The organism is Fibrobacter sp. UWB1 (assembly GCF_002210325.1).
Lineage (GTDB): Bacteria > Fibrobacterota > Fibrobacteria > Fibrobacterales > Fibrobacteraceae > Fibrobacter.
In genome coordinates this window covers 337,004-361,831 of record NZ_MWQL01000001.1, presented here as the reverse complement: position 1 = coordinate 361,831, position 24,828 = coordinate 337,004, and the positions used below count along the sequence as shown (strand labels likewise).

The 24,828-nt window shown below is 51.0% G+C and carries 16 protein-coding genes; 7 read left to right on the top strand and 9 right to left on the bottom strand.

Annotated elements, in window-relative coordinates; genetic code table 11:
• The first annotated feature begins 13 nt into the window (after positions 1-13).
• Together B7988_RS01420 and B7988_RS01415 are read left to right on the top strand one after the other, a co-directional pair.
• Complete coding sequence (locus tag B7988_RS01420) at positions 14-556, top strand: hypothetical protein (RefSeq protein ID WP_139260983.1); 543 nt, start codon at positions 14-16, stop codon at positions 554-556.
• 50 nt (positions 557-606) lie between these two features.
• On the top strand, positions 607-3,363 hold the full coding sequence (locus B7988_RS01415) for a type IA DNA topoisomerase (RefSeq protein WP_249268792.1): 2,757 nt from the start codon (positions 607-609) through the stop codon (positions 3,361-3,363).
• Positions 3,364-3,847: 484 nt separating this feature from the next.
• Here the strand turns inward: B7988_RS01415 and B7988_RS01410 are convergent, their stop codons facing one another.
• Positions 3,848-5,143, bottom strand: coding sequence for a hypothetical protein (locus B7988_RS01410; RefSeq protein ID WP_088656559.1), 1,296 nt, complete (start codon positions 5,141-5,143; stop codon positions 3,848-3,850).
• Between the two features lie 111 nt (positions 5,144-5,254).
• Here B7988_RS01410 and mutL point away from each other — a divergent pair, with 111 nt between their 5' ends.
• Positions 5,255-7,138 carry a DNA mismatch repair endonuclease MutL gene (gene mutL, locus B7988_RS01405; RefSeq protein WP_088656558.1) on the top strand — a complete coding sequence of 628 codons (1,884 nt, stop codon included), beginning with the start codon at positions 5,255-5,257 and terminating at the stop codon, positions 7,136-7,138.
• Here mutL and B7988_RS01400 read toward each other — a convergent pair.
• The 5 genes from B7988_RS01400 to B7988_RS01380 all read right to left on the bottom strand — a co-directional run bounded on the left by B7988_RS01400 (position 7,091) and on the right by B7988_RS01380 (position 15,840).
• Entirely contained in the window at positions 7,091-8,230 is a 1,140-nt protein-coding gene (locus B7988_RS01400) for a lipid-A-disaccharide synthase (RefSeq protein ID WP_088656557.1), read from the bottom strand. The genes mutL and B7988_RS01400 overlap by 48 nt on opposite strands.
• Before the next feature lie 6 nt (positions 8,231-8,236).
• Positions 8,237-12,100, bottom strand: coding sequence for a DNA polymerase III subunit alpha (gene dnaE, locus B7988_RS01395; protein WP_088656556.1), 3,864 nt, complete (start codon positions 12,098-12,100; stop codon positions 8,237-8,239).
• Positions 12,101-12,162: 62 nt separating this feature from the next.
• Entirely contained in the window at positions 12,163-13,134 is a 972-nt protein-coding gene (locus tag B7988_RS01390) for a glycosyltransferase family 2 protein (protein WP_088656555.1), read from the bottom strand.
• A 66-nt stretch (positions 13,135-13,200) separates the two neighbouring features.
• A complete protein-coding gene (locus tag B7988_RS01385) occupies positions 13,201-15,129 on the bottom strand; it encodes a LamG-like jellyroll fold domain-containing protein (protein WP_088656554.1) in 1,929 nt (642 codons plus the stop codon).
• 87 nt (positions 15,130-15,216) lie between these two features.
• Positions 15,217-15,840 (bottom strand): class I SAM-dependent methyltransferase, encoded by a 624-nt coding sequence (locus B7988_RS01380; RefSeq protein ID WP_073318171.1) that lies wholly within the window; start codon positions 15,838-15,840, stop codon positions 15,217-15,219.
• A 60-nt stretch (positions 15,841-15,900) separates the two neighbouring features.
• Here B7988_RS01380 and B7988_RS01375 point away from each other — a divergent pair, with 60 nt between their 5' ends.
• The 3 genes from B7988_RS01375 to B7988_RS01365 all read left to right on the top strand — a co-directional run bounded on the left by B7988_RS01375 (position 15,901) and on the right by B7988_RS01365 (position 20,239).
• Positions 15,901-16,863 carry a lysylphosphatidylglycerol synthase transmembrane domain-containing protein gene (locus B7988_RS01375; RefSeq protein WP_073318174.1) on the top strand — a complete coding sequence of 321 codons (963 nt, stop codon included), beginning with the start codon at positions 15,901-15,903 and terminating at the stop codon, positions 16,861-16,863.
• 65 nt (positions 16,864-16,928) lie between these two features.
• On the top strand, positions 16,929-18,764 hold the full coding sequence (locus B7988_RS01370; protein WP_088656553.1) for a hypothetical protein: 1,836 nt from the start codon (positions 16,929-16,931) through the stop codon (positions 18,762-18,764).
• Between the two features lie 23 nt (positions 18,765-18,787).
• On the top strand, positions 18,788-20,239 hold the full coding sequence (locus B7988_RS01365; protein WP_088656552.1) for a hypothetical protein: 1,452 nt from the start codon (positions 18,788-18,790) through the stop codon (positions 20,237-20,239).
• Between the two features lie 83 nt (positions 20,240-20,322).
• On the opposite strand, the gene B7988_RS01360 is transcribed toward B7988_RS01365, so the two are convergent.
• From B7988_RS01360 to der, 3 genes are all read right to left on the bottom strand, one after another.
• The gene (locus B7988_RS01360; RefSeq protein ID WP_073318184.1) at positions 20,323-21,354 is read right to left on the bottom strand and encodes an NAD(P)H-dependent glycerol-3-phosphate dehydrogenase; all 1,032 of its coding nucleotides are present in this window, start codon (positions 21,352-21,354) and stop codon (positions 20,323-20,325) included.
• A 109-nt stretch (positions 21,355-21,463) separates the two neighbouring features.
• Positions 21,464-22,099, bottom strand: coding sequence for a glycerol-3-phosphate 1-O-acyltransferase PlsY (plsY, locus tag B7988_RS01355; RefSeq protein WP_170930504.1), 636 nt, complete (start codon positions 22,097-22,099; stop codon positions 21,464-21,466).
• A complete protein-coding gene (gene der / locus B7988_RS01350; RefSeq protein WP_088656550.1) occupies positions 22,032-23,474 on the bottom strand; it encodes a ribosome biogenesis GTPase Der in 1,443 nt (480 codons plus the stop codon). Before der ends, plsY begins: the two co-directional genes overlap by 68 nt.
• A gap of 141 nt (positions 23,475-23,615) precedes the next feature.
• On the opposite strand from der, the gene B7988_RS01345 reads away from it, so the two are divergent.
• Positions 23,616-24,815, top strand: a complete 1,200-nt coding sequence (locus B7988_RS01345) for a glycoside hydrolase family 18 protein (RefSeq protein WP_088656549.1) — start codon at positions 23,616-23,618, stop codon at positions 24,813-24,815.
• The last annotated feature ends 13 nt before the right edge of the window (positions 24,816-24,828 follow it).

Here is a 24,828-nt window from a genome sequence, read left to right as displayed (position 1 = left end):
CAAGGATGTGAGCATGAAAAGCGAATCCTTTAAGCAGCTTCCGGCCAAAGACCAGCTTTCTGTCTTGAAAGAATGCCTTTTGAACAATCCGACCGAAACAAACCTGAAAAATCTGAAAGAGTTTTCCCAGAAACAAGGTGTCGAATTGGACATCGAATCTTATAGGCCGTTCATCAAAAAGCAGCAGGAACTGACCCGCCGAAAGGACGCCCTTGCCGAAGACAACGAACTCTTTACCGCTGAGGCCGAATGGATCGACCAGATTTTGCCCATGGAATTTGAAGAGGCCAAACTCGCCAAGCAAGAAAACCGGTTTGAGGACTATATTCTGCATTCGCTCGAAGGCGTTGCAAGGCTTTACTCGGATCGGGCCATTTTAAGCGAACTGGACTCCCTAGTTCAAGACTACCCTAAAGCCAAGGTACTCGCCCAAGGGTACCGCGACCTCATGGAATTGCGTGACCAAAGCGGAGCAGACGACGAATCGCTCAAAAAATTGCGTGCCGCCAAGGAATCTTGGGAAAAAGAACTCTTGCAAGTGGATATTGAACAGTGATCCTACTTGTCGCCGAAAAACCGTCTGTCGCAAACCAACACTACCGCCCTATGCTGGAGCGGTTGGAAGGGGAAAAATTCACCCAAGGCGACGGATGCCTGATTGGCAAGAACCATTGCATCACCTGGTGCGTAGGTCACCTGATTACCCTTGCGCCGTTAGACGCTTACCCCGGTTTTGAAGGCGGCTGGCGACTTTCGAATTTGCCCCTGCTCCCAGAAAAATTCAAGCTCATGGAAATCGAGAGCACCAAGAAACAATTGAATGTGGTGCGGCAAATGATGGAGCAAGCAGACGTGCTGGTGAACGGCGCGGATGCCGGCCGTGAAGGTAACTTGATTTTTGACTTGGTGCTCGACTACACTCCCTCTTTTAAGCAAAAGACCATTAAGCGCCTGTGGGTGAACAGCTACGTGGCCAAGGACTTGGACAAGGCCTGGAAGAACCTGGAAGACGCCACCCAGCGCGTGAATTTAAGCTATGCAGCCCGTTTAAGACAGCGAGCCGACTGGATGGTAGGCCTAAACGCGACACGCGCCTACACGCTCACTGCAGGGCGCGGCAAGATGATTTCGGTGGGGCGCGTGCAGACTCCGACCCTAAACCTGATTGTAGAACGCGACACCATCGTAGAACAATTCAAGGAACTGTTCTACTACAGCGTCGTGGGCACATGGAAAGGGTTCCAGGCACAATATGTCAAACGCGAAGAAGACACCAAAGGCGAAGCAAATCTTAAAGTCGCGGTTTTTGAAAAAGAAACGGAAGCGAATGCGGTTGTAGCGCGATGCGTCCCTCCTGCCGAAGCTGCTATAGCAAAAATCGATAACCAGCAAAAGAAGCAATTTCCGCAGAAGCCTTTTGACCTGACCGAACTCCAGAAAGAGGGCAACAAGCGTTTTAAATACAGCGCCCAGCAAGTTTTGGATTGCGCGCAGAACCTGTACGAAAAGAAACTGCTCACCTACCCACGTACCGATTCGCAGTACCTGCCCGACACCATGAAGCAAGAGGCATTCGCCCTCGCACAGAAATTGGCAACACCCGAGCAGCAAAAGGTTTTCCGTTCTTTCGATGAAAATTTCGTCTTCATCAATTCGAGCAAGGTGACCGACCACTTTGCCATTATCCCCACCGGCGAAGCTCCGAACGATTTGCCCGAAATGGAGCAGAAGATTTACGACCTGGCCAAGGAACGCTTTGTGCAGGCGTGGCTGAAGCCGTACGTGTGGGATGAAATGGAGGTGACATTGCAAAGCAATGTCATCCTGAGCGAAGCGTCAGCGAAGTCGAAGGATCCAGATTTATTCAGATTGAAGCTCAAGCGCAACGAAGATTTGGGATTCCGCGCACTTGTGAAGGAAGAAAAGAAAAAGACTAGCAAGAAGAAAGGTGATTCCGGTTCGGAAGAAGGGAGTACCGCAGCCGAAGGCAAGGGCGACAGCGATGAAATCACGAACCTGGTAGAAGTTTTCCCGGAATGGGCTGTTGGCGAACACGCGCCTTTTGACAGCGTAGAATTGCAAAAGAAAAAGAAGAGCAAGCCCAAGTACTATACCGAGGCGACTCTTTTGGCCGCAATGAAAACCGCCGGCAAGCAGATCGAAAACGAGGAACTTGCCGAAGCCATGAAGGACCGCGGCCTAGGTACGCCGGCAACGCAAGCAGGCATTATCGAGACTCTCAAGAAGCGCGGATTCATCGAAGCGCAAAAGAATTACCTGGTGAGTACAGAGCGCGGGCGCGAAGTAATTGCCTTGATGGACGAAAAAGTCAAGTCGCCCGAAATGACCGGCGAATGGGAATACAAACTTTCGCAAGTCGAAAAGGGTGAGCTTCAGCCTGCCGAATTCCGCGACGGAATCGTTGAATACGTGAAGCAGCTGTTCGCAGACTTACACGCGCGATACGGCTGCCAGTTCGAGCGCGAAACCGCAACCGAAAGCATTCCATGCCCCAAGTGCGGGAGCGCGCTCGATGTAGCCCCTTGGGGCTACGTGTGCCCCAAGACCGAATGCGGATTCAGATTCGGGCACACCGTGGCAGGCAAAATGCTTTCTCATTCTGAAACGAAGACCTTGCTTGCCGAAGGCCATGTAGGCCCGCTTTCCGGTTTCAAGAGCAAGAAAGGCACTGAATTCTCGGCAAAACTTTCGGTTGACAAAGATTTCAACATCCAGTTTGAATTCGAAAGCGACGGTAAGTTCCACGGGCAAAAAACAGAATACAAGTGCCCGCTCTGCGGCGAGCCCCTCGAAGAAAACAAGAACGCCCTATTCTGCACCAATGCTACCGATGGCGTCGACTGCAAATTCACGCTATTCAAGACCGTCGCAAGCCACACGCTTACCGCCGCCGAAATAAACGAATTCTTTACCAATGGCGAAACACCGCTGATTCAAGATTTCAAGAGCAAGAAAGGCTCTGATTTTGCCGCTCGCCTCAAATGGGGCGAAGGCGCCGACAAGGGCCGCGCTGTTTTTGAATTCGCTCGCAGGAACCTCCCCTGCCCCGTTTGCGGAGACCAATTGCGTTTTCGCACCGGGACATCGAACCAAGGCAATGGCGAAGCGAATCACGCCGCTTACGTGTGCATGAACCCGCAATGTGGTTTTGGAATTCCGCAAGTATTCTATCAGCGCAAACTCACCGACGACGAAGTCGAAGGATTGCTCAAGAACAAATTCACGCCGGTTCTTGAACCTTTTAAGAAAAACGACACGACCTTCCGCGCAGCACTTGAAATCCGCGACGGCGGCAAGCTCGCCTTCAACAAATTAACCGTCGAAGTCATCAATCAAAAATAAACCGAGAAGCGGCAATGCTTGCATTGCCATTTCCGAGCCCCAGAACAGGCGTAGAAAAGGCCGTAAGGCGAGCGCAGCGGCGGCAAACAAGTTTGCCGACATTGCCGAGCCGAAGAATTTGCTGTAAGACTAACACATAAGACGAGATTCTTACTCTTGTAAAAAGACTAACTCGTAAGGCGAGAGACGCGACCGTGCTTGCACGGGCATGGCCGAGCCGAAGAGTTAGCTTTCATTTGGTTCTAAAGAACCAAATGAAAGAAAGGCCCCTCAAACGAGGAGCCTTTCCTAAGAAGGAGAAAATATGAATCGGTATGTGGAACCTTGAACCTATCAGGAGGGGAGCAATGATAGTGTCGTTTGAGGATTTACCCTTCTACCGTTCACAATCCCAAATATACCCATTTATTTGCCCGCGGGAACTACCAATTTGCTTATTTTCTAAATCCGTTTCGATTACATTTGGGATTTAGTAAACAGGCGTTTACTCTTCGCGGAAAATGATCTTGCACTTCGGTACGAAGCGGAATCCACCGCGACGATGGCGTTCGATTTCAAAGAACTTTTTCACGCCTTCGGACGGATGTTCCGGATCGTCGGAGCCGTTGATATGAGCAATCACGCGGTTCAAGCGGCTTTCGAAGTTCGGACGCAGCGGGTCCATGCAAATAGACGGATCGCGCTTGAATTCACGGTTTTCAAATTCTTCACGACCAGTTGCACTGTATTCGCGCAGCAAGTTGCGGAGAATTCGAGCAGGCACGTTACGCATCAAGTGCTTGTTGTTCACCGAAATAGAATCGTCGCTCTTGTAGTAGATGATTGTCACGGAGTCGTTCATGGCTTCAAGCAACTGTTCCTGGGCCTTCTGGATGGGTTCCCATGAATCGAATTCCTGCTTGACGACCGCACTCATAAGCTTGTTGAACGGTTCCGGAGCCACCACATTGGCCTTATAATCAAAGTAGACCACGCTAGCCGGTGCGCCGTAATAGCAACCCTTCTGAATCAGGACTGCACCAACCTTTTCGTCAATGACATCTTCAGTGGCACGAATGCAGGCCATCTTCTTTTCGGCTTCAAATTCCCATTCGAGACCATATTCGGCAAGGCAATCGCCAAAGGTCTTATATTCGCCCACCTGGCGGCCATTCACAAACACAAAGCCATCGCGAACTTCGGCTGTAGCACGATTTTCAAGAGCTTCGACAAAAGAGGTCTGGCAAGCCTTATATTCAATTTTTTCGTAGCGAGGCGTATTCAGGAGAATTGCTCCGATCTGCACCAAGCCGTTGAACCAGCGCATGGGGTTCGTAATCAGCATACCCGGGGAGTCAAACCGGTAGGTGAAGTATTCCTTGCGGAAACCGTCGACCAGTTCACGGCGGAGAAACTTCGCATTGGAAAGCAGCGGATAACGCTTCGGAATAATATCAAGACAGAGTTGACGGACGTCTTCAGTTGCATAGAACTGCGAAACATACGGAAGGTAAGAACGAAGCACGCTACGAGCGGGAATCGCTTCGAAAGAGGCGCAACGGTCCATAATGCGCTGTACGAATTCGTCTGGATTTTCGCCACGTTCATAGAGCCAGTTTACCACATTGTTCATCATAAGACGGTGAACACTTTCATCCACGAACGAATCTTCGAAGTAGATGTCGTTTAGCAACTTGACATTGAAACGAGGGTCACGCTTAATGAGAGTCAAGATATCCTTGACAGGATACGAGATGAGCAACTCAATGTGAGTCAACTGAAGGAATAGGTTAGAAAGCACTTTTACCTCACTCTATTGAATGGTATTTTGAAAAACGCCACTCAGCCTTTTCGGACTATTAATTTAGCAAAAAAATACGTAATATACCCCCCAAAAGGCTATATTTGGGGCATGAAATCGGCTGAAATACACGTTTTATCGGATGAAATCATCAATAAAATTGCTGCTGGCGAGGTCATAGAGCGCCCCGCGTCGGCTGTTAAAGAGCTGATAGAAAACGCCATTGACGCAGGAGCCACCCGTATACAGGTGTCGATCGAAAAAGGTGGCAAGAAAAAGATCCAGGTTACCGACAACGGCAAGGGCATGAACGGGGCCGATCTGGATTTGTGCTACCTGAGACACACCACCTCAAAACTTTTTAATGCAGACGACCTGTTCCATTTGCAGACAAACGGTTTTAGAGGCGAAGCCGTGGCCTCCATTGCCGCGGTGTCCAAATTGACCATTACCAGTGCCACCGACGAGGGCGATAGCGGCCGAATTATCCTGGAAGGCGGAAACGTTGTCGAAAAACAAGACATACAAGCTAGCCGAGGCACCACCTTCCTGGTCGAAAACCTGTTTTACAACACCCCCGTCCGCCGCAACTTCTTAAGCAGCGAAACAGCCGAAAGCACCCGAATTTTCGATGTTGTTCTAAAAACGGCCATTGCACACCCCGAAATCCGCTTTGACTACAAAGTCGGAGACAAGACCTTGTTTACAGGTGTCCCAGGAGAGTTGCGCAACCGTATTGCCGAAGCCATCGGCTCTAAAATTGCAAAGGCGCTTTTGCCGGTCGACTACACCGAAGCCGGCGTACACGTTTGGGGTTACGTCTCACCCACCACCGAAACCAACGGCAAGCGCAACCACCAGTTTTTATTCATCCGCAATCGCCCTATCGAAAGCAAGATGATCAGCAAGGCGGTACAGCAGGCCTACGAGCCTTACGGCGCCCAATGCAAGCCTGTTTCGGTCCTGTTTTTAGACATGCCGGACATGGAATTTGACGTCAACGTGCACCCCGCCAAGCGCGAGGTTCGCTTTGCCAACCAGAATTTGGTATTTCTGGTGGTGTCCCACGCCATTCGCGACGCCTTTACCAAGGACATGGAGGCCAACTCGCCCTTGATCGACTTGAGCGACCTCCAAGATAGCAAGCCGGAAGTTCCTTACGGATTCGAAGAACCGATTTCCAAACCGGCCGTCGCCCCTGCTCCGAGCTTTACTCCCAGGGAATTTAGCACAAAGGAATCGAGCGGCGACATTCCCGAAATGTCGAATTTTCCGACTGCCGGATTCACTTTTGAAAAGCCCCGCAAAGCTGTGCGCCAAAATGATTTGGCCCAGGACTTGTTCAGCACGCCTGAAGCAGGCAAGGTCATTTCGCTGGAAGGCAAGGTGAACGAAACTCCCGAGCCTGTAACCCAATGGGTTCCGCCCACATTCTTCCAGATTGCAGACACCTACATTGCCGGCGATGACTCCAATGGCCTCTTGGTCATTGACCAGCATGCGGCCCATTCGCGCGTGCTTTACGAACAAGCGCTGGACACCTTAAGAAATGGAGCCGCCCTGGACAGCCAGGAACTGTTGTTTCCGGAACTTCTGGACCTTTCCAAGCTTGAGGTCGAGGCTTTAAAGAGTGTCGAAGACCAATTCAAGCGTTTAGGCTTTTACATTGAACATTTCGGCGGCGAGACCTACCAAATTCGCGCGATCCCGAGCGCGCTCCCGCTTTCGCGCGCCATCAAGGCGGTCAAGGACTTTTTGGACAGCATCGGTGACGAAGGCAAAAACGAAGGCGACATGGTGAAGGTGCAAGACACTATCGCCAAAGCCTGGGCAAACACAAACGCCTACCAAGCAGGCGACAAGCTCAAGTCGGAAGAAATGGCCGCTCTCGTAAGCCAACTCATGCTGACCGAAGAACCGCTTAAATCGCCCTACGGTCACCCGACGTTACTGCGCTTTACGCTCGACGAACTGGCCAAGAAATTCAAGCGCTAGTTGGTCGAAGGAACTCCCGACGGCAAGTTTCTCCGAGAGCGTTTCCAAAAGTTCTTCTGCGACATTTTCTTTTTTACCCTTAGCAAATGACCAAGAATTGGCCCCCAACCACGGGGGGACGATGTGTTCTGGGAACACAAGATGATTCAGAATAATGTTGGGCAATGCGAAAAATTTTGTCTTGATAAACAAGCGACCTAAACAATAAGTCAACAAGTCGGGCTTGGTACAAACCGTAAAGGGAACTCCCGACAAAGCAAGTTCCAAGGTCGATGTTCCGGGGGCGGTCAATGCATATTCCGCACTTTGATACAGAGCCTTTCGCTCTGCGGCACTTTGGGGAGCGACAACCACAGGAATCTTATACTTCTTAAAAACATCCACCAGTTCTTGGCGCGCTGCCACCACCACTACATTTTTAAGCCCCTGCACCGCTTTCAAATAAATAGGCAAGTTGCGGAGCGCCTGCGCCTTTCGACTCCCAGGCAACAACAAACAACGTGGACTAGGAACCGCTTCGGTCTCCGCAATTCCATGCGACGCCTTATTTCTCTCTAAATGCAACTCCGAATTCCGAATTCCGAATTCTGAATTTACAAACGGGTGTTGAACGCGAACCACATTACAGCCGGCTTCGCGGTACACCGATTCCTCAAAATCAAAAAATACGGCGAGCTTGACATACGGATTTTTCGCAAGCACCTTCGCACGCTTGCGTTTCCAGGCCCACACTTGTGGAGGCGCCACATACAAAGCCGGCTTGCGGAGTTCCCCCGCCAGAGCCACAAGTTTCATGTTAAAGCCCGGATAATCAACAGCAATCAGCCCGAGACATTCCGGCGATTCAAGCGCCGTCTTTAGAGCAATAAAACTCCGACGCAATTTAAAGTACTTGGGCAATACATCGCCAAAGCCAGAAACCGGCAAGTTTTCGAAGTCGACCAAGGGCAACATTCCCGCCGCCTGCATGCGGCGGCCGCCTGAACCTTTCACGGTAAATTTTTTTGAAACTAGACTCTTGACTAAGGGTTCGCCAACGGAATCCCCGGAGTCTTCGCCCGCGCAAATCAGAATGTACGGCTCGCACGCCATAGGCTTTTACCGCTTGGCACGATTCGAAACCCAGACCTTCGCGGCACCCAATTCCTTACGCAAGAACTGCAGCAATTCCGGAGTATAAACGACCTTCTTGTTTTTCAAGGCAAGCACATGTACGTTGCCGGATTCCGCCTCGACATGGCACACGATTTCGCAACCGCGTTCGCCTTCAAAGGGTTCGTACTTTTCCATGGCCGTCAGCAACTTGTCGGCGAAGTCATCATCGATCATCGAAGAATAAACCACCATGTGAATGTGGCTTACCATGTCCGAACGCACACGATCCAACTGGATGACTTCTTCGACCACCAGCTGCATACCGTCGCCCATACGCTGATGTTCCAGGTTTCCCTTTACGAGCACGCGGTCGTCGAGCGCAACGGTGTCGCGGAACTTTTCCCACATGTCTTTCTTGAAGAACATTTCCAAGTCACCGTGGAAGTCTTGAATGGAGCCCGCGCCAATGGTATCGCCGCGCTTGGTTTCAATCGAGCGGAGCTTGGTCACCACGCCGCCCACGATTACGGTACCGCCTTCGTGGCGAGTCAATTCTTCTTCGTCCAAAGAGCACGAGGTAAAGCCCTGCAATTCCGGGCGGAATTCGTCGAGCGGGTGACCCGACAAGAACAAGCCCACCACGTCGCGCTCCTTGTTGAGCATTTCCATGGCGGACCATTCTTCCGCTTCTTCGAGGACTTCGGCAGAGCTATCCATAGAAGGTGCGCCACCACCCATGTCAAAGAGCGACATCTGTCCGCGGTCTTTATCTTCTTGACTGCGGGCGGCCACTTCCATGGCGCGGTCTACGGTTGCCATGAGTACAGCGCGGTTTCCCGGGAATTCGTCGAGGGCACCAGCCATAATCAAGCTTTCGATAAGGCGCTTGTTCATGGGCGGACGTTTTTCTTTTTGTTCGCCCTGGTATTCAGTCACGCGCTTGCAGAAGTCAAAAATGTCCTTGAACTTGCCGCGGCGTTCTCTTTCGGCAATAATGTCTTCGACGACAGCGAGACCCACATTACGAATACCCGCCAATCCAAACAGAATCTGGCCTTCCTTATTGGCCACAAATTCGCCCATCGATGCATTAATGTTGGGCGAAACTACTTCGATATCGAGGCGCTTGCATTCCAGAATAATCGTCACGATATCTTCGGTCTTGCCCATTTTCGAGGTCATCGAAGCAGCCATGTATTCGGGGCCGTAATGCGCCTTCAGGTAGGCGGTCTGGTAAGCCACGTAAGCGTATGCGGCAGCATGACTCTTGTTGAATGCGTATCCGCAGAACGGAAGCACCGCATTCCACACCTTTTGAATCATGGCCTTGTCGTAGCCCTTGTCCAAGCATTTCTGGAAAAACTCCGGTTCGAGTTTTGCCATCTTTTCGGGCATTTTTTTGGCCATGATACGGCGGATGTTGTCAGCGCCACCCAAGGTGTACCCGCCCAGAATCTGAGCAAGCTTCATCACCTGTTCCTGGTACACAATCACGCCGTAGGTTTCACCCAGTACCTGTTCCAAGTCGGGGTGGTAGCAGTCAATTTCTTCTTGGCCGTTCTTACGGGCAATAAAGTGCGGAATCTGGTCAATCGGCCCCGGACGGTATAGGGCGTTCATAGCGATCAAGTCAAAGATTCGGGTGGGCTTCAGTTCACGCAGGTACTTCTGCATACCCGGAGATTCGAACTGGAACACCGTCGTGGTCATGCCCTTGCCGAGCAGGTCAAACGTTTCCTTGTCATCCAAAGGAATATGACCCATGTCAAGTTCAATCGAACGATTCTTCTTGACCATGTTCACCGTGTCTTGAATGATCGACAAGTTGATAAGGCCAAGGAAGTCCATCTTCAAAAGTCCGATGTCTTCGGCGTAGTGCTTGTCGTACATGACCACCGGAGTATCTTCGGGGGCGGCACGGTACAAAGGCGCAAGGTTATAAATCGGGGTCGGCGTAATCACCACGCCGCAAGCATGCACACCCGTCTGGCGCGGCAAATCTTCGAGCTTTTTCGCGATATCCCAAAGGTTTTGGTAACTGGCGCGGCTACCAATCATCGCCTGCAGGGGTTCGGGGCTGTAACCGTCTTCCAGGTTGTTGCCCTTCTTGTCTTTACCCGTCCAAGCCTGTTTAAGGCTAAAGTTCAAGGTGCGCTGCGGGAACAGCTTGGTAATCTGCTTTGCTTCGGCAGGCGGAAGCCCTAAAACGCGAGCCACGTCGGTAATCACCGCTTTGGACTTGAGCATACCATAGGTAATAATCTGGCCCACGCATTCCTTGCCGTACTTGTCCGTCACGTACTGAATCACGCGACCGCGGTCACGGTCCGCAAAGTCGGTATCGATATCCGGCATGGACACACGTTCGGGGTTCAGGAATCGTTCAAAAAGGAGATCGAAAGTGAGCGGGTCGATGTCGGTAATACCGATAATGTAAGTGACCAGAGAACCAGCAGCTGAACCACGGCCCGGGCCCACGGGAATCCCATGTTCACGAGACCAGTTAATGAAGTCCCACACAATCAACAGGTAGCCCGCCACGTTCATGTTGCGGATACAGTTGATTTCTTTGTACATGCGCTTGCCCACATCGGTTTCGTGGGCAGGGAACTTAAAGTCTTCTTTCGGGAATCGCCACTTGAGACGCTGATTACAAAGGTGCGTAATATAAATATCGGCATCGCCACCCGGTTTACACCAACGGCGCACACTCTTGTCCCAAGCCTTATTGTCTTCTTCGTCAAAGAATTCCGGCTGCGACAGGCGTTCAATTTCGGCCTTGTCTGCATCGGTCAGGGCGTCTTCGGCAATTCCCTTGTCTGCGCAATAGGTCGCCGTCACCTTCTTCTTTTTGTCCTTGATGACTCCCTTGAGTTCGCGTTCGCGTACGACCGGGTATTCCGCGTCGTATTCCGCCTTCATAATCGCCTTGATGCTCTGGTATTCATCCGAGGCCAAAAAATCTTCGGGAATCTTGAACCTCGGCCAGAATTCATCGCCGATACCGGTCTTGACCGTATAATTACAGCGTTCCGCAATCTTCACCGTATTTTCGATGGCGCCCGGAATATGCCCGAACAGTTCCACCATTTCGGCTTCGCTACGGAAATAGAATTTACCGTTATCCGGGAAATGTTTGTCATCGAAACCATTGAGCGTCTCTTTCAAGGCAATGCAACGCAAAATCTTGTGCGCTTCGGCATCTTCGGCCTTAATGTAATGAACGTCTGCCACCGCCACAATTTCGCGACCCAATTCTCCAGCCAACTGAACGTTATAATCGTTCAGCAATTTTTGCTGAGGCACACCGTTGTCGCACACCGAAATGTACAGATGGTCATGGTCAAAAATCTTGTCGAGGGCTTCCATGTATTCGCGGGCAACGCTATTGCGCCCAGCCGCAACACTCTGACCGTACTTGCTAAAGAAATCGCCCGCAATGGCAATAACACCTTCTTTATGCTCTTCGATAACCGACAGCGGCACCGACGGAATTTCTGCCCAGCGGTCACCGTCTTCGTAGCGGTAACTCACAATGCGGAGCAAATTGTAATAACCGGCTTCATTTTCGACCAAAAGCGTCAATCGTTCAAATGTAATCGGATCTTTCTGATTAGCACTCGGCGTGTCCACATAAATATGGCAGCCGTAAATCGTCTTTACCGGCGGCAGCCCCTTTTCTTTGCGGGCCTTGTTCATGTCTTTTCCGCGGGTCTGAATTTCAAGAATACCGAACATGGCACCATGGTCGGTAAGGGCGACTGCAGGCGCGTTTTCGTCGGCGGCGGCTGCCAAAATGCCGTCTAGACGGGCGGAAGACTGTAAAACAGAAAATTCAGAATGAACTTGCAGGTGAACAAAAGCCATGGGTCTAATTTAGTAAATTGCCGCGCGGATTCGTTGTGGCAAACGCCGTTCACCATTTTCAATCAGTCGATTCGATACTTGTTGAGAATCGCCTTTGTAGCAAAGCTTACATCGCCGAATTTTTTACGATATCTTTTTCGGACAACAAGTTCATCGGGCAACATCACAAGAGCCTGCAGCCAGGCCTTTGCCAAGGCGCCACAAATGGCAATTTTCGAAAGCTTTTTGCCATCGCCGGACTGCCCGGGAACTCCCCCCTTGGCCATATTCAAATAGCGCACGAATCCGCGAACCGGAAGTTTCAAGATATCGCCTACCGGCAACAAGCGGACCGCCGTACGCAAACGGTTGCGTTCCGAATAAAATAACTTGCGCGGCGAATAACGCACCGTCGTCATCGAGCGTTCGTGATAAACCTTTGCCTCGGGGCAAAAGACAGTCTTGAATCCGGCAAGATTGTGGCGGAAATACCATTCTGTTTCTTCGAAGAACAAGAAGAAACTGGCATCCATTTTGCCAGCCGCTTCAGCAGCCGCCTTTCGGAAACTCATCACGGCGCCGTAGCAGCCAAAGACTTCTTTTTCGCGAACATCGGCATCGGCGATATTCAAACCGCTCGCTTCGTTTTTGGCAAACAAGTCCGGGCCAAATTGTACGCCCACAGCATTCACTACCCCGCTCTTTTCCATCACGAGGCTTGCGATAGAACCAGCTTCGGGATGGCGATCGAAACACTTCAAAAGATTTTCCGCCCAAGTCGGGTCAAATTCCAGGTCCATGTTGCAAAGCACCTGGATATCGGCATCCATATTTTCGAGGAGCCCGTTACAGGCGCCCGCATAGCCCAAATTCTCGGAGCTTTCAATGACTTTGCAATCGAGCCCCGAATTCTTTAAAAGGGCGATAGAATTGTCGGTCGAGGCATTGTCATAAACAAGAACTCGCACACTTTGCGTTTGCGCAAGTAAGCTCTTGACGCACTCCGAAAGTTCCGAGCCGCCGTTATAATTGATAATACCGACATCTATTTTCATAATCACCTAAATTAAGAAAGGGACCCGCAGGTCCCTTCAAATATAGTTTAAACTTACAACCGAGTATTACAATCCGTAAAAGCGGATGTAGTCGATTTCGCCGTTAAAGTAGCGATCGTGCTTGGCCTGATTTACAGCATCGTACGCAATGCCAATGTTGTAGCCCAGCTGAGAAACATCGCCCGAGGCGCCAGCCCAAGCGGTGCGCTGACCGTTCTGGTAAACGATCACGGAGTCGGCGGTGCGTTCCACACGGATGTCGTTCCATTCGCCAAGAGCAAGTTCCTTACCCTTGAGGACATTCCATTCCGTGCCATCGACGTCGGCATCGCGGAAATGAACCGTGAGCACGCCTTCGTCCATGCGGACAATCCAGCCGTCGCCATAGCGTCCAGGAGGTTCGGCAGCGATAATGTTCTGCATTTCACCGAATTCGACCGGCTTGACGCGGGCGCTTACTGCGAATGTATTGCGCTGGAACACCTTGGAAAGGCTGATCGGCAAACCGGATTTGCCATCGAGAGAAACGGTGGTGTCTGCAACGGTCGGGTTACCAACTGCGACCTTCGTAGAATTGTTGGCCATGCGATCGAGGCCCACAAACGTAGGTTCGTTGAATTCCCATGCAGCAAGCAGCCATTCGCTCTTTTCGACCACGGCGCCCACGGTAAAGCCCTTGAACACGCCGAAGCGGATATAATCCATTTCGCCGATGAAGTAGCGGTCATGGAAAGACTGGTTCATGCCATCGTAGCCAATGCTCCAGTCGTAAGCCATCTGGGTCAAGTCGCCCTTATAAGCGGCGGCAACGGTCACTTCGCCATTCTGAATCAGCTTGACGCTGTCGGCGCTACGTTCCAGGCGGATATCGCTCCATTCATTGAGCGACATTTCCTTGCCCGGGAAGATATTCCAGTCGTCACCGTCCTTGTCGGTATCACGCAAGTGAACCGTCAAGACGCCTTCGTCAATACGGAGCTGCCAGCCGTCCACGCCACGTCCAGGAGGCTCGGCCACGACAATGTTCTGCATGGTACCGAACTGGGTGGGCTTGACGCGCGCTTCAACCACAAATTCGTTGATCTTGATGTCGTTTTCGAGCGACACCTTAAGACCGGATTCGCCATCGAAGCGAGCAACGCCGGAATCAGAAGAAACCGTACCTTCGCCAGCAGCGGCATTATGTCCGTTACCCGTTACATCGAGGCCCACATTTGCGGCATCGTTGAAGTCCCATTCGGCAACCCATTCAGTTATCACGGAATCCTTGGTCAGGTCAATCGTGTCGACCACAGTCTTCACGGTATCGATTACCTGGACAGAATCAATCGGGGTGTCTTCGATTTCGTCGATATTTTCGACGCCAATCTGTTCCACGGACCCGTTACCGCAGTGGCACTGGCCCGGAACAAGGATATCAAAGCCAATCGTAAGCTTGCCGCTCACCTGGACCACCTTGCCGGAATCGTCCTTGAAGGCAGCGATAATCTGGCCGTTGACCCAGAACACGACAATCTTGCCGGCGCGTTCCATACGCACGTTGGCCAAAGTCTTCTTTTCGATATGTTTGTCGGTCTTAAACTTGTGCCAATCGCCGTTGCCGTGATTGCGCCAAGAATACACGATAGCGCCACCTTCAACCTGGATCATCCAAGCGGCACCGTCGCCATCGACGCCGGCAGATGCAACGGTATAGGTAGAATCGTCTTCGACCTGCACATCAGCATCAACCGCAAAATTGTCACTCTGCAGAGTCGTATCTACATCGACAGTCACCGTAGAATCAGCAGTAGGACCGGAAAGATCCCAGGATTCCACAACGGAGCGTCTGTACTTGGCGAGGTGCGTCCGGGCATCTGCGATATTCACGCGGATCACGTTCTGTTCTTCGCTCACGGAACCCGTCAGTGAAGATGATGACGACTCGGTGGAGCAACCGACCATTCCGATTATCGCCATCGAGGCGAGCGCGGGGATTGCATACCATTTTTTCATTTTGTCTCCTTCACCCCTTTATTCTGGGTAAACATTCACTGTAAGAAAATAATATTTTCCAACGTAGAAAGCAAGTAGGAATGTAAACTACTTTTTGATTTTGGTCAAAAATCCGTACTGGAACGGGATATAACTCAAATGAGCCAGGATATTGGGCATGAATTTGAGCTGTTTGCGTATACCCACGATGCGCTCCACTTCCAGGCCGTTTTCCTTGGCGAAGCGGATAAAGCTCTTTTTGGTCCAGAAAGTCTTGTGGTTGATATCAAGAACGCCAAGCGCACGTTCGCCCTGGTCCACCTTGACATAGCGGAAATCCCTGGTCAAGACAATCTTGAGGATGTTTTCGACGCAAATAAAATTCGGGAGCGAGAGAAGGATATGGCCTTCCGGAGTCAAATGCTGCTTGCAGAAATTGATGAGGTCTACCGGATCGTTCACGTGTTCCAGCACGTCGCACATGACTATCAGGTCAAACTTGCGGTCCTCTTTATAGTCTTCGTAAAGCACATGATGGTATTCGTTGAATCCGCCCGGAAAATTTTCCGCCGTCTGGCAGTCGGTACGGTTCTCGGGTTCGATTGCCACCTTGTAGGAATCCTTCGGGTAGATTACGCAGTTCTTGCCAGAGCCGGCACCAATTTCCAAAACACTCTTGGCATCTTTCGGGACGAGCATGGCAATGTCGTAACGTATTTTATTCGGGTACATAAAACCTCTTTTTTTTAGCAAATATAAATTTTTTTATCAAAAATACTATTATTGTGCACAATGGCAACCGATAAAACAGCGTCCAAGCTCTTTGCAAAGCGGATATTCCAGCTTATTGTAAGCGTGGGAGGATTCGCCTATATCTTTTACAAGGTGCCATTTTCAAGCGTCGTAGACAATTGGAGCCTTTCGATGACTCCTTGGATCCTTTTGATGCTTGTCGCCGCGAACTTGATTATGCTGATTCAGGCGAACCGCTGGAAGGGTCTTTCGGTGCAAGGGCCCGAAATCCCGTTCAAGACCTACTACGCCTACACCGCCATGGGCTATTTTTTCAACAACTTGCTGCCTACGGGTTTCGGGGGCGATGCCGTCAAGTCGCTTGCATTCGGCAAGAAATTCAACCAGACGAGCCAATCGATTTCGGCGGTACTCCTGTCGCGAATCCAGGGACTATTGGCCATGTTCCTGTGTTTCTTTATTGCACTCCCCTTCGCCTTGAGCAAGACCGAAGTTCCCTTTGCCTACACCATGACCATGACTATAGCGATGCTTGTCTGCATGGTGTTCGTGGTTCTTTGCCTGTTTTCGGACAAAGTTCCCGTTCCGGACGTAATCCTGAACAAACTCACATTCATTCCCAAAATGCAGAAGAGCCTTTCTATCTATAGGCAATACAAAAAGCAAGTTCTACTTTCGTCTCTGGATTCCCTATGGTTGCAGCTTTTGACCCTTTTTATGGCCTATGCCTACTTTAGAGCCGTAGGGCTAACGATCGACATCAGCATTCTTGTTGTATTCACAAGTATTACAATTGTCATTTCGATGCTTCCGGTTTCGCTGAACGGAATCGGCGTGCGCGAAGGCGTTCAAGTCGCCCTATTTACCGGGATTCTCGGAATTCCCGCCCCTGTCGTGCTTTCGGCCGGACTTTTGGGCTACATTCCGTTACTTTTCCAGGCTTTACAGGGGGCCGTTGTACTTTTGGCGGCAAAAAACAACACTTTGCCAAAAAATAATTAAAATTTCTTTACATCTTCTGTTTTTTTTGTTATCTTAGTGAACAAATAAAATGGAGGACCTCCTTTATGGGATTTTCAAACAAACTTTTGGTTTGCGCATTTGGTGCAACAATGCTCTTGGCTGGCTGCGGAAGCAAAGGTAGTTCCGACGACAAGCCTACTAGCCCGGCGGCAGATATTCCCGAGACCACGAATTTTAATGTTTCTGGCTGCAGCGAATTGAACGATGCCAACGCCCAAGCTCAGCTTGAATCGGCCAAGGCAACTATCGTAGACATTCTGCAGAGCCTGGGCGAAGGCGATTTCCATAACGCCCAGCAAATCAGCGCCCAAACCAAGGCGACATTCAAGTCTGTTTTGGACAAGTACCCCTCCAGCTGCGAAGCCCAGCTCGGTTACGCCCTTAGCATTGTCACCGACCTTGTGAACAACAAGGAAATCAAGGGATTCATTGACACCGTGAGCAACAAGAAAGAAATTGTCGACATGAACGTCAATGACTACAACAGAATCCTTATGACTACCGATGGCAAGCTCCTTACAAGCGTGGCCCAGACCGCCATGGCAGAAGCGATTCCTTCCCTGGATTCTGCAATCATCTACCTAAGGAACATCGTCAACAACAAGGACTTCACTTGCAAGTACACCTATAAGGACCGCACCTTTGAACTGGACCGCGGCGAATTTTCACCGGCACTTGCAGGCCTTTTTGTTGCAAAGGCAGCCCTTACGTTCGGTGCAAGCTTGAACATCGACTTCTCGGACAACGGCAACTATGACTGGATGAACAATCTTGAAAATACGGATGAATACGAAACATCCAAAATCAACATGCAGCAGATTGAAAGACTCCTCAGCAAAAAGAGTTCCTTCTCGACTGTTTACGACAACTGGAAGCCAAACTACAAGAATATTCCGAACTTGTTGGACAGCGCCATTAGCTACGTAGAACTCGGCCTCCAGTACGGAATTGATGAATCCAAGAACGGGACCGCTACCCAGATGAACGATCCCTACATTGTAGGCGATGGTGAAATGTCCGACGTAAGCGCCAAGGATTTCCAAAAAGCAATCGATTCGTTGGAATACTATCGTCTGGGTCTGCGCACCGGTGTTGAAGTCACGTTGCCACGCGGATCCAAGGTTACCATCAATATTGCAAAGTTCTTTGAAATCACCGACGGCTTCCAGGACTACCTGCCGTACCACCACATTAACCAAGCTTCCGAATGGTACAAACCCGATGAAGGTTACGATTGGGCAAACATCCTTTTCTACACCTCATACGCAGAACACGAACTCGGAGTTGCAATCAAGAACGAACTCAAGAAGTCTATGACAATTACAGATTTTGAAGCATGGATTAGTTCACCTTATTACAGCTCGGATGAATCCAATGCATCTGCAAGAATGTGCATGGACATCGAAACGGCCGATGACTACTCTTACAAGTGCTTTAACCTTGCAGTAAGCAACTGTACCGTTTCGTTCACCGAACCTGAACAAGGCTCTGGCTATTACTATGGCGACACCGATTTATCCATCACACTTTCGCCGGTTAAGCTGAGTTCCGAAGTCTGCAAGGTGGAAAACGGGACATCCTTGTTTGCAACCGCTTACCAACATCAAACAGAAAACTTCTTCTACTTTACTGACGCAAGCGGTAAAAAGACCATTTCCATGCAGGGTCTTGAAAATGGCCATATCGTTAACGGAGAACTCGTTGATTACACTCCCCGTGAACTTGGCAAATTCATTATCTTCCCGGATATCACCTTCGGTGGCGTACTCCCGGGCATGACCGCCGAAAAGTTCTGGGACATCATCGCCACTGAATCGGAAGATGATGACGATGATGACGACGATTGGGGTTATCCGGTTGATTACGGTTACGATTACTAATCGTGAAGCTCTTCAAAAAAATAATGCTTGCATTAGGGGTCGCAAATATTGCGGCCCATTCTTTCAGTAATGCAGGATTCGCCGATTGCAGCGGACTGTTTTTGTTGCACATGAGCGACAAGCAGTTTTCGGCAAGGCAATGCGGCGTTCACGATTCCTTTGAAGCGGAGAACCTGAAAGTCTATGGCGACCTGCGCCATATAACCTATCAAGGACGTTACAGCGAAAAAAAGGACCACTGGGACGCTAAAGGGCTAAACAGTCTAGACATTGCAAGTGTCGGCTTCGAAAATAGATTCAAGTACATTACCCTCGGAGTCGATGTCAGCAGTTTGCCCTTTATCAAATCATCGCTTACCATACACCGCTCCGACTCGCTCTTCCGCATTGGAACAAGCATGGGCCGCGGAGTTGTTGACTTGGGCGACATTAAGTGGGCGTCCGAAGACTACAGCACCATCGTTCCCGAGATTTCAGTAAGCTGGGAATCACACCTGTTCTACCGGAACCTTTCGGCAGAATTCAACCCAGACATCCATCATTTTGGACTGTCAGGAACGTACTTGCAGTCTTCGCCAAGAAACCCGGACAAGGAATACTACGTCAGGGATTCGATTAACGTTCTTTTAGTGCATGGTGAATACGGCGCCGCCCTCGGCAAGAATCATTTGCAACTCGGCTATTCTTTTGCCGACGCCAACGCGCGCCTGTACGGGATTTACCAGCAGGAAGAAAGCCGCAAGCGCTTTATGTACCTTCCGCTTGAAGCGAGGCTCCACTTGATTCAAGCAGAGTGGGAACGCGGCAGCCTGAATACGAACTTGAATTACGCCCACCTTACAGGCAAACTAAGCGCCAACCAAGACCGCTTTTACGAATCGCTTGCACCTAACAGGGCTCTCCCCATCTCCGTCTTGAAATCGCTTTCGTTCAGCTTTTTACAGAAATTGTTCAGGATTGACGCCGACCTTGACGCAAGCGGAATCTTTGGCGGCGCTTTTTACCAATGGCATTTCGGGAACAAGTATTCCATTAACCCCAGTGCTGGAATTGAAGCGTATTATGCGAGCGGCACCCTCGATGTCGACAAGAAAATCGAAACGCTTATCTTGGTGACATACAACGAGCAGCATGAAATCTACACGCGAGAGCTCAAGAGCGCAGGCGGTGTAGCTTCGCTCGGGTTGGAACTTCGCCGAGAAGGAAGAGTCTCTATTGCCCTCGATTACGGCATTGCGCAATTGATTCCGGTATATATCAGCTACAAGGAATTCTTGCCCGACGACAAGGCCAACAATGATTCCGGCAACAGCAATTCAGGACAGGGAGGCTCCGGCAAAGGAAATTCTTCTAATTCCAAGGATTCTGACGTACAGCAGGAATCCAAGAAAAAATCCGGAGACCTCGAAACAGAAAAAGGGGCCGCATTCCGTAACGGATTTGCGACCCACTTAAGATTATTATTAAAATTCTAAACGGGATGCTCAGTTGGTAGAACTTAGTTGGTAGAGCTTAGAAAAATAATCTAAGTTCTAAGCTCTAAATTCTAAGTTCTATACTACTCCCAGACTTCCGTCTTGAGTTCGCGACCCCACATTTCCTTGATGACATCGTCCACATTCTTGCCTTCGAACAAGAGGGCGTGAACGGCATTCACGATCGGCATTTCGACACCGAGCTTGTCGGCGAGAGCCTTGGTGCTCTTGCACGTCGGAACGCCTTCGGCCACCATCTTCATGCCGCCGAGAACCTGTTCGATGGTTTCGCCCTTACCGATGTGTTCGCCCACATAGCGGTTGCGGCTATGCTGCGAAAGGCAAGTCACAATCAAGTCGCCCATGCCGGCAAGGCCAGCAAAGGTTTCGGGCTTTGCGCCGAGAGCCTTACCGAGACGGCACATTTCGGCCTGACCGCGAGTAAGGATCGCAGCACGGGTATTGTCGCCAATCTTGTACTTGCCACCGGCTTCAAGGCCGTAAAGCACACCAGAAGCGATAGCAATCACGTTCTTGACAGAACCGCAAAGTTCCACACCCACGATATCAGTAGAAGTATAAACGCGCAGGTAAGAGCAGCTCATGGTCTTCTGGACGAGCTTGGCGGATTCTTCGTTCACGCAGGCAGAGACAATCGCCGTGAGAATGTGGCGGCTGACTTCTTCGGCATGCGACGGACCGCTAAAGGCGACCATTTTGTCTTCGGTGAGCCAAGGAACGTTTTCGAGCAAGACTTCGCTCATGAGCTGATTCGTGCCTTCGAGAATACCCTTCGTAGCGCAAACCACCACCGGTTCCTTACCCTTGGCGGGAGTCCACTTGCCGAGATTCTTGGCGACACCGCCCATAAACTGGCTAGGCACCACAATCAGAACCATTTCGCAACCTTCAAGGGCCGCATTCATATCGGTTGTATATTTAAAGTCTGCCGGGAAAATCACGCCCGGAAGTTTGTCCTTATACTGGTGTTCCGTAGAAAGCAGGTCCACTTCGGCCTGGGAATTTGTCCAGAACATGACTTCATTCTTGTTCTCGTACACCACCTGGCCAAGAGATAAGCCCCAGCCACCTGTACCTAAAACTGTAACCTTCATAATTTCGTTCCTAATAAAAGCTATGAGCGCGGTCGCCTTCGGCTCCCTTTGAGGTTTGAGGACGCTTCGCTTTGAGGTTTCAGCGACCTTTTATAACAATCTACAATAATTACGCCTTGGGAGTCTTACGTTTGCTGCCAAAACCGTTCTCAGTGCCGTTCATAAGGCGCTTAATGTTGGATTTGTGCTTCACAATCACGAAAACAGCCACAATAAGGCAGGTAATCATCAGACCAAGGTTAATATCGTCGGGCGGGAACGGCAACTTCAGGTAACCCATCACGGCAAAGGCGCCGAGAGCCACACACGCTGCAATGCTACCCACCGACACATACTTCGATGCAAATGTGAAAATGATCCACACGCCAAAAGCGCTAAGTGCCGTAATCGGGCAAAGGGCCAAGAACACACCCAAAGCGGCGAGCACGCCCTTACCGCCGCGGAAACCGGCAAAGCAAGTAAAGCTGTGACCGAGAATCACGAGGAGGCCTGCAACAAGTGGAACCCAGTGAGAATAGTCTGCACCGCCGGCAGCCACCTGCGCTTCGCACATCTTCATGGCTATCCACGGGCCAAGGATACCTTTGATTAAATCCAAGAACACCACGGGGAGTGCGGGTTTCCAACCGAGCACGCGGAACGTGTTGGTGAGGCCCGCATTCTTGGAGCCGTAATCTCTAATGTCGAACGACTTTCCCTTTGCGATTTTTGCGATCCAGATCGCGCTCGGGATTGACCCCAGCAAGTACGCTATTGGAAGACTCAGTAAACTGTTCAAGATCTTCATCCTTTCTAAGGGTTAATTTCTGGTCGAAGTTCAAGCGGAGGGGTGCGCCCTGCAGCTGGAATTCTTCGTAAAACTGTTTGAGCAAGTAACGCTTGTAAGAATCGGCCACCAGTTCCGGCGTGCGGGTTTCGATAGCAATCACGGGAGGCTCCACCATAATCTGGCAGGCGCGAGTGAGTTGCACCACGCGGGCGTTCTGGCTTGGGACAGGATTTTTTTCCAAGAAACTTGCAAAGGCGGTTGCCACACGGTCGCGGCCAAGCACGCGGCGGCAGTTGGCATACACCGTCTGAATCGCCTGCACAATGCGGTTCACGCGTTGGCCTTCCTTGGCGCTCGCCGAAATAATCGGCACGTATTCAAGCATCGGCTCGCGTTCGAGCATTTCCTTGACCATGTGGTCGAAGGACTTTTCGGTCTTGTCCGGGAAAATGTCCCACTTGTTGAGCACAAGCACCAGGCCCTTACCGGCCTTGCGGATTTCGGTAATGATGCGGAAGTCCTGGACTTCAAGGCCACGCGTGCAGTCAACCATCAAGACCGACACGTCGGAGCGGCGAATGCTTTCGAGCGTACGCATGTTGCTGAAAATTTCGACTTCGTCTTCGACCTTCGCCTTCTTGCGAAGACCTGCCGTATCGGTCACCACGAACTTGACACCGTCGACCGCAAAGTCGCAGTCAATGGAATCGCGAGTCGTTCCCGGAATATCGGACACCACGGCGCGGTCTTCGTTCAGCAAGCGGTTCAGGAGCGTGCTCTTGCCAGCGTTCGGGCGGCCGAGAATGGCAAAGCGAATCGGGCGTTCTTCACGGCGTTCACCACGCACAGGTGTGGGGAGCACTGCAATGACTTCGTCCATGAGCGAAAGACAGGCGTAGCCCGTGAGCGCACTGACGGTACGCGGAAGCCCAAAACCAAGCTTCAGAAACTCGTAGCTTTCTTGGCGGTCGGCGCCGTTTTCGCTCTTGTTTGCGACAAGAATCACCTTCTTGTCGAGCTTGCGGACCATGCGGGCAAACTGTTCGTCGAGCTTGGTAATGCCCACGCGGACATCGACCATGAAGAGCACCAGGTCAGCCTCTTCGACGGCGTTAAAAATCTGGGTGCGCACGCTATCGGCGAGCACATCGATGGAATCGTCCGGCAAGAAACCGCCAGTATCGACCACCGTAAATTCATGGCCCTTGTAATTCGCATTCTGGTAATGGCGATCGCGGGTCACGCCATCGCGGTCAGACACGACAGCGGCGCGACGCCCCAATATGCGATTAAAGAGCGAGGACTTGCCCACGTTCGGGCGCCCTACTATACATACGATAGGTAATTTCATCGTATACAAATATAGGAATTTAGTGTTTAAATCCTAGATAACGACACAACTAATCCCAACACGAAATACTCCTAAGCTGACTAAAATCACAAAAAAATATTATTTTAAAGACGGATTGAAGATCATTCGTTAGGAGTGCCAATGGGAAACAACAAACTCTGGATAGCATTTTTAACCGTTGTCGGAATTTGCGCCTCATGGGCCAAGCCACTATTCATCGGCTACTACCCCGATTGGGGAAAATGGCACAAGCCCGCCTACACCGTAGACAAGGTGCCGTACGAAAAGTTGACTCACGTGCTGTGGAGCTTTATCACGCCGAATACCGATGGAAGCCTGCGTGGCGATGCCGCAGACGACCCGACCGCCCTCGACGAAATGGTCGCACTCGGGCATGCCGCAGGGACGAAAGTCATCGTGTCGCTCGGCGGTGGCGGACAGAGCGAAAACTTCGTGCCCGTCGCATCGGACGACGCGCTCCGTCAAAAGTTTATCGTGAACCTCGTGCAGTTCGTTGCCGACCACAACCTGGACGGTCTCGACATGGACTGGGAATGGGAATACAATCCCGTGCCCGACGCCGACACCATCGCCTACAACAAACTGCTCACGGAACTCCGCGCGGCTTTACCCGAAGGCAAGACGCTTTCTGCAGCGCTCCCCTGCTCGCAATATTATGGGAAATACTTCACGCCCGAAGTCCTCGTGAAAAACCTCGACTGGTTCGGGTTCATGACCTACGACATCACCGGCGACTGGGACGAAAAGGCCATGTTCGATTCGCCGCTCTACCCGCACAGCGGCTACACCACTTGGTCGTGGGAACAGACCCGCGACTACTGGAAAAAATGCGGCGTGCCCACCGAAAAGATGGTCTTCGGAATTCCCTCGTTCGGATTTCAGTTTGAAGGAGCGACAGGCCCCGGCACCGATTTCACCAAGGGAACGGCAAAGCAGGTCCCGTACAAGGACATTGTCACGAATTCCGAATGGGAATTCTTTTTCGACAGCGTCTCCGTGTCACCTTACGGCGTATCTTCGACCGGCTACGTGACCTTCGAAGATCCGCATTCTTCCGCCGTCAAGAGCCGCTGGGTCAAGGATAACGGCTACGCGGGAATCATGGTGTGGGAAGTCTCGCAAGACTACATCGAAGGCACCGGAAACCCGATTTTGGACAGCATCTACATCGCATTACAAGACGCGAACGCAGCCATCAGGCCAAAACACAACAAAGCTATGAGCAATGACGGGCGCAAAACCCGCGCCACCGACCTGAAGGGGCGTAATGTTCCCCCAAAAGCCGCACGCGGGGCATATTATCCGGTAAACGGGAAATAAGTTCATATTTTTT

Coding starts and splice junctions, on each gene's coding strand:
- dnaE (WP_088656556.1), bottom strand. CDS start 12,100: ATGGCTTTTGTTCACCTGCAAGTTCATTCTGAATTTTCTGTTTTACAG.
- B7988_RS01345 (WP_088656549.1), top strand. CDS start 23,616: ATGGGAAACAACAAACTCTGGATAGCATTTTTAACCGTTGTCGGAATT.
- B7988_RS01385 (WP_088656554.1), bottom strand. CDS start 15,129: ATGAAAAAATGGTATGCAATCCCCGCGCTCGCCTCGATGGCGATAATC.
- mutL (WP_088656558.1), top strand. CDS start 5,255: ATGAAATCGGCTGAAATACACGTTTTATCGGATGAAATCATCAATAAA.
- B7988_RS01390 (WP_088656555.1), bottom strand. CDS start 13,134: ATGAAAATAGATGTCGGTATTATCAATTATAACGGCGGCTCGGAACTT.
- der (WP_088656550.1), bottom strand. CDS start 23,474: ATGAAATTACCTATCGTATGTATAGTAGGGCGCCCGAACGTGGGCAAG.
- B7988_RS01380 (WP_073318171.1), bottom strand. CDS start 15,840: ATGTACCCGAATAAAATACGTTACGACATTGCCATGCTCGTCCCGAAA.
- B7988_RS01415 (WP_249268792.1), top strand. CDS start 607: ATGCTGGAGCGGTTGGAAGGGGAAAAATTCACCCAAGGCGACGGATGC.
- B7988_RS01375 (WP_073318174.1), top strand. CDS start 15,901: ATGGCAACCGATAAAACAGCGTCCAAGCTCTTTGCAAAGCGGATATTC.
- B7988_RS01420 (WP_139260983.1), top strand. CDS start 14: ATGAAAAGCGAATCCTTTAAGCAGCTTCCGGCCAAAGACCAGCTTTCT.
- B7988_RS01400 (WP_088656557.1), bottom strand. CDS start 8,230: ATGGCGTGCGAGCCGTACATTCTGATTTGCGCGGGCGAAGACTCCGGG.
- B7988_RS01360 (WP_073318184.1), bottom strand. CDS start 21,354: ATGAAGGTTACAGTTTTAGGTACAGGTGGCTGGGGCTTATCTCTTGGC.
- B7988_RS01365 (WP_088656552.1), top strand. CDS start 18,788: ATGCTTGCATTAGGGGTCGCAAATATTGCGGCCCATTCTTTCAGTAAT.
- B7988_RS01370 (WP_088656553.1), top strand. CDS start 16,929: ATGGGATTTTCAAACAAACTTTTGGTTTGCGCATTTGGTGCAACAATG.